Source organism: Armatimonas sp. (assembly GCF_043760365.1).
Taxonomy (GTDB): domain Bacteria; phylum Armatimonadota; class Armatimonadia; order Armatimonadales; family Armatimonadaceae; genus Armatimonas.
Genome location: NZ_JAYUPA010000428.1, coordinates 1 through 4,861, shown reverse-complemented (window position 1 = coordinate 4,861; position 4,861 = coordinate 1). Strand labels below are relative to the sequence as shown.

Below are 4,861 nucleotides of genomic sequence, written 5' to 3'. Positions count from 1 at the left end.
CGTTCGGCGGGCAAGAATACCCTGCTTGTAATGGCCTTTGTCCTCCTCTCGCGGGTGCTAGGCGTCGTGCGGGATATGGTGATCAACCAGGTCTTTGGCCAAAACGTCACCACCGATATCTACACCGCCGCGTTTCGTATCCCCGATATTCTCCAGTACCTCGTTGCAGGTGGGGCGCTCGCCACGGTCTTTGTGCCGGTCTTCACCGAGTACTGGAACGCAGGCAAGGAGCGCGATGCCTGGAAAATCTTCGGGAGCGTCATGAGCGTCGTCGCGTGCGTTGCGCTGGGGCTCGTGATTGTGATGGAGCTTGCCGCAGCGCCGCTGGCACGCTTCATGAACCCGGGGCTCGGGCTCCAACAGCATGTCGTGGTGAGCTTCTGGGACGGCTGGCGGGTCTTGCTGCATCCGGAGAACGCGCCGGTGGAGCAGCGCCAAGCCTGGGAGCAAGTCGCGCAGCTCTCGCGGATCTTACTACCGGCACAGTGGTGTTTCTTTGTGGGGGGCCTGATGATGGGAACCCTCAATGCCCGTCACCGTTTTCTGATTCCCTCGCTGGGGCCGATTGCCTACAATGGGATGATTATTATCGGAGGGCTCAGCCAGCTTTTTGTGGCGGAGAACCAGCGCAGTATCACCGCCATGTGCTGGGGCGCTCTGGTTGGGGCGGTCGCGGGGAACTTCTTGCTACCGATCTGGGAGATCAAGCACACGGGGGGCAGGTTCTGGCTGGGCTTTGATGTCGGCCATCCGGGCGTTCGTAAAGTGGGTAAGCTCATGCTTCCCGCACTGCTCGGGCTCTCGCTCTCGCAGCTCGGTTTCTGGATCACAGGCTCGTTTGCGTCTGGGGAAGGGACACTCTCCGCGCTACGCAATGCCTATAACCTAACGCAGGCCCCGATTGGGATCTTTGCACAGGCATCGGCGATTGTGATCTTCCCGACCATCTCCGCGCTCGCCGCCGATAAAAACTGGAAAGAGTTCCGCAAGGAGATTCACTTTGGCATCCGCCGCATACTCTTCTTGACACTACCCGCCTCGCTCTTGATGGCCGCACTAGCGGAGCCCATTATCACGGCGATCTACTTTAAAGATAAGTTCACACAAGACTCAGCGGGAGTTTTCACCACTGCCAATCTTCTGGCATCGGCGATGGCGCTGCGGCTCTACTCTCTGGGGACATTTGCCTGGAGTGCGCAAGCCGTTCTGGCGCGTGGCTTCTACGCCATGCAAGACAGCAAAACCCCCGTGAAGATCACGACCTGTATGGTGTTTTTCTTCACTGCCCTCTGCGCATTTTTGCCCCGAGTCGCCGGGCTGGAGAACTACGGGCTGGCGCTGGCGCTCTCGATTGCCGGGACACTCAATATGCTGATCTTCTTCCGGACGCTCCAGAAAGACGCCGGGGGTTTGAATCTGCGCAGCTTGCTCAAGGCCTCCCTGAAGATCATGGTGGCGGCACTGGCGGCCAGCGGGATCGCGCTCCTCTTTTTGCACTTTTTCTGGCAACTGCCCGTGGAGGCCACACATAAAGCGGCACGCCTCCACGGCGTGCTCGTCACGATTCTGGCGAGCGGGGCAGCTCTCGCCATCTATGTGCTCGCCTGCCTTCTCCTACGGGTTGACGAACTCAAGAGTGTCCGCGATATGTTTCGTCGCAAGACGGCGCTAGATCCCGCTGCACCAAAGCCCCAAAATTAATTTTGCAGAGTTTATAAGATTCGGGGATTCTCAACCGTTCTAAGGGTGACGAAAGGAACTCTTGAAACAATGCAAAACCCACTTACTTCTCTTACCCACCGCGAGCGCACAGGGCTCGCGGTGGCAGTCGGTGTCCTAGCCCTCTTTGGCACGGGAAGTACTCTCTACCGCTCCCGTTCCGCCCCGCTTCAGCCCACGGTCTTTCCCCCGACACCTCCAGTGGCCTCTGTGCCACACACACCACCAGCCAGCCCGAAACTAACTCCCAAGGCCCCATCGAGTAATGTGGTTGTCTACGTCAGTGGTGCGGTACTGCGCCCGGGCGTCTACAGTCTGCCACCCGGCCAGCGGCTCTACCACGCCATCCAGAAAGCAGGCGGCTTCAAGAGTGGTGCCCAACAAGATGCCCTAAACCTAGCGGCCTACCTCCAAGATGCCGACCAGATCCATGTTCCCCTCCCCAGCACGACCTCTGCCGCGGAACCAAGCACAGCTCTCCGCCCAAGTGGGGCGCGGGTGCTCGGAAAAGTGCCGATTGTATCGTCTACCGCTCGGCCAGAGGGTGCGTCGTCCAAGTTACACAACCCAGGCGACGGCAAGATAAAACTGAGTTCGGCGACACGAGAGGATCTCCAAAAACTCCCCGGAGTTGGCCCCAGCACCGCACAGAGTATCTTAGACTACCGAAAAGAGAGCGGAGGCTTTAAGGAACTAGAGGAGCTCAAAGAAGTCCGGGGGATCGGGGAGAAAAAGTTCGCGAAAATGCAGCCGTTTCTCTCACTGTAAGTGCTCTAGCGGTGACTGTTGCGGCTACGGCTCTTCTTTCGAAAACCCAGAACCGTGAGAATTTTCTCGTCGACGCCGGGGATCAGAAAAAGCAGAACGGTGCCTGCAATCATCAGGGCACCCAGCTCCGGAGAAATGTGAACCCCACGAAAAAGTGTATGCAGGAATTTCCGAACCGTGCTGCTCGCTCCTGGAATGAGAATCAAAAATAGCAGCACCACAAAGGTCGTGACCAGAACCACCAGCACTTTGCGTTTGACGGGGGTGACGGCACTACGGCGACGGGTCCGTCGTTTCACGGCCACCATCTTTGGTGGTTCCGCGGGTGAGTTACTAGTATTGTCCTCGGCTTGACTCATATCGGCTAATTATAGCATGAATTTCCTTTTTGGCAGGGAAGCTCTTCCGTTCTGTAGAAATAATGGATGCTATGTCTGACTACACTCCCTCCTCAACACGCTATGAAAACACACCGGGCTGGTTCCGCCGCTGCGGACGCTCGGGGCTGCATCTGCCCGCCATCTCGATCGGCTGCTGGCACAACTTTGGTGATCCAGGAACCGATGCGGGCCGCCACACCGACGAGGCATCTCTGCACGAAAATGCACGCCAGATGCTCTTTACCAGCTTCGACAATGGCATCACGCACTTTGATCTCGCCAATAACTACGGCCCCTCTCCTGGGGCAGCGGAGAGCCGTGTTGGGCGCATTCTGAAAGAGGACTTCGCGGGCTATCGCGACGAGCTGATTATTTCCACTAAGGCGGGCTACCGGATGTGGCCGGGGCCGTACGGGGAGTGGGGAAGTCGCAAGTACCTCCTGGCAAGCCTAGATGCCAGCCTGAAGCGCCTCCAGCTCGACTATGTGGATATCTTCTACTCCCACCGCCCCGATCCAAACACGCCACTTGAGGAAACAATGGGCGCGCTGGACTCCGCTGTGCGCTCCGGCAAGGCGCTCTACGCTGCGATCTCCAACTACTCCGCCGAACAAACTCGCCTCGCCCGCGCTATCTGTCAGGCCAATGGCTTTGTCCAGCCCATCCTGCACCAGCCAAGCTACTCGCTGATCAACCGCTGGATCGAGAACGGCCTCACCAACGCCTGCGGCGAGCACGGGATCGGCATGATCGCCTTCTGCCCGCTGGCACAGGGTTTACTAACAAATAAATACCTCGGAGGCACCATCCCCGAGGACTCCCGCGCTAAGCAGCCCTCGGGCTTTTTGAAAGAGTCCGCAGTCACTCCCGAGATGGTCGAGAAGCTGAACAAGCTCAACACCATTGCGGGGGATCGTGGCCAGAGCCTGGCACAGATGTCACTCTCGTGGGTACTGCGCGACTCCCGGATGACCTCGGCCTTGATCGGAGCAAGCCGCCCGGAGCAGATTCTGGAAAACGTTAAAGCGGCAGAAAAAACCAGGTTCGCCGACGATGAAATCGCGGCTATCGAGGCCGCGCTCAAGTAGCATAAAAAACGAAAAACCGGGGGAGACTGCCCTCCCCCGGTTTTTCGTGGGCCGCGCACTGCATCCCCGTTTCGCGTGTTATACTGGTCGCTGCTATGCCTACTCTGTTCCGCGTCGGCCACGGCTACGATGTTCATGCTTTTGCCGAGGGCCGCCCTCTCTGGCTGGGCGGTGTCCTCTTCCCTAACTCCCCGGTTGGGCTGCTCGGTCACTCGGATGCCGATGTGCTGCTCCACGCCCTCTGCGATGCGCTTCTGGGCGCTGCCGGGCTTGGGGACATCGGAAAATATTTCCCGCCATCGGATGCTCAGCACAAAGATCGCCCCAGCATTGAGTTTGTCTCAGAAGTCTGCTCTCTACTCACGACTCGCGGCTGGCGTATAGGCAACGTAGACATGACGGTGCTCGCGGAGTTTCCCAAGATCGGCCCGCGCACCGACGAGATGAAAATCGTGCTCGCCAACGCGCTTGCAATCTCTCCCGATGCCATTGGAATCAAGGCCACCACCAACGAGGGGCTGGGCTTTGTCGGGCGGGGTGAGGGAATCTGTGCTCATGCCGTCGCGCTAATTTACCGGGAGGAATAAGCCTCGTTGCTGCCGAAGATTAGGGGCGGAGGTTTATTACTATGCAAGTTCAGGTACGCGGCAAAGGAGTCGTGATTACTGATGCCCTGCGAGACTACGCAGACAAACGAGTCAACAAGCTTTCCAAGCACTTTGCGACTCTCCAGGCTGCCACGGTCACACAGAGTATTCAAGGAAAAGTACACCGGGTAGAGGTTCAGCTCGAAGGCGATGGCATCTTGCTGCGAGGCGAAGATCGCGCCGAGGATATGTATGTCGCGATAGATCATGTGGTGGACAAGCTGGAGCGCCGAATGTCCAAGTACAAGGAGCGGCACAA

General features: G+C 58.2%; 6 protein-coding genes. 5 read left to right on the top strand and 1 reads right to left on the bottom strand.

What is annotated here, in order from left to right; translation table 11 throughout:
- Both murJ and ACH2EH_RS10100 read left to right on the top strand, forming a co-directional pair.
- A partial coding sequence (murJ, locus tag ACH2EH_RS10105; RefSeq protein ID WP_395141302.1) for a murein biosynthesis integral membrane protein MurJ occupies window positions 1-1,701 on the top strand: 1,701 nt, incomplete at its 5' end.
- A 69-nt stretch (window positions 1,702-1,770) separates the two neighbouring features.
- A complete protein-coding gene (locus ACH2EH_RS10100) occupies window positions 1,771-2,487 on the top strand; it encodes a helix-hairpin-helix domain-containing protein (protein WP_395141300.1) in 717 nt (238 codons plus the stop codon).
- A gap of 5 nt (window positions 2,488-2,492) precedes the next feature.
- Here ACH2EH_RS10100 and ACH2EH_RS10095 read toward each other — a convergent pair whose 3' ends face one another.
- Entirely contained in the window at window positions 2,493-2,786 is a 294-nt protein-coding gene (locus ACH2EH_RS10095; RefSeq protein WP_395141298.1) for a hypothetical protein, read from the bottom strand.
- A 131-nt stretch (window positions 2,787-2,917) separates the two neighbouring features.
- On the opposite strand from ACH2EH_RS10095, the gene ACH2EH_RS10090 reads away from it, so the two are divergent.
- From ACH2EH_RS10090 to hpf, 3 genes are all read left to right on the top strand, one after another.
- Window positions 2,918-3,955 carry an aldo/keto reductase gene (locus ACH2EH_RS10090; protein WP_395141296.1) on the top strand — a complete coding sequence of 346 codons (1,038 nt, stop codon included), beginning with the start codon at window positions 2,918-2,920 and terminating at the stop codon, window positions 3,953-3,955.
- Window positions 3,956-4,050: 95 nt separating this feature from the next.
- Window positions 4,051-4,542, top strand: coding sequence for a 2-C-methyl-D-erythritol 2,4-cyclodiphosphate synthase (ispF, locus tag ACH2EH_RS10085; protein ID WP_395141294.1), 492 nt, complete (start codon window positions 4,051-4,053; stop codon window positions 4,540-4,542).
- Between the two features lie 41 nt (window positions 4,543-4,583).
- On the top strand, window positions 4,584-4,861 hold a 278-nt coding region (hpf, locus tag ACH2EH_RS10080), incomplete at its 3' end, for a ribosome hibernation-promoting factor, HPF/YfiA family (protein ID WP_395141291.1).

Excerpts from the sequence above, each read along its gene's own strand:
- ispF (WP_395141294.1), top strand. The coding sequence starts at position 4,051 with ATGCCTACTCTGTTCCGCGTCGGCCACGGCTACGATGTTCATGCTTTT.
- ACH2EH_RS10090 (WP_395141296.1), top strand. The coding sequence starts at position 2,918 with ATGTCTGACTACACTCCCTCCTCAACACGCTATGAAAACACACCGGGC.
- ACH2EH_RS10100 (WP_395141300.1), top strand. The coding sequence starts at position 1,771 with ATGCAAAACCCACTTACTTCTCTTACCCACCGCGAGCGCACAGGGCTC.